This is a genomic window from Paraburkholderia sp. SIMBA_027 (assembly GCF_046535315.1).
Classification (GTDB): Bacteria; Pseudomonadota; Gammaproteobacteria; order Burkholderiales; family Burkholderiaceae; genus Paraburkholderia; species Paraburkholderia tropica.
Genome location: NZ_JAWRWY010000759.1, coordinates 1 through 265, shown reverse-complemented (window position 1 = coordinate 265; position 265 = coordinate 1). Strand labels below are relative to the sequence as shown.

The window sequence follows — 265 nt, the reverse complement described above, 5'->3', positions numbered from 1 at the left end:
AAACCGAGCGACGCCTGAACAATCAGCGGCGCAAGGCAGTTCGGGAAGATGTTAATAAACATCTGACGCATCGCCCCGGCACCCGCCACGCGAGACGCGGTGACGTAATCGCGGTTAACTTCCACCAGCACGGCGGCGCGGGTTAAGCGCACATAGTGCGGCAAGGCAACGAAGGTCAGTGCCAGCGCGGCGTTACCAATCGACGGGCCGAAAATTGCCACCAGCACCAGCGCCAGCAGCAGACTTGGCAGCGCCAGCATGATAT

At 60.8% G+C, this 265-nt stretch carries 1 protein-coding gene; it reads right to left on the bottom strand.

Annotation, left to right across the window (positions count from 1 at the left end):
• The coding region (locus SB764_RS41095) for an ABC transporter permease subunit (RefSeq protein ID WP_410866911.1) at nt 1-265 on the bottom strand (265 nt) is incomplete at both ends.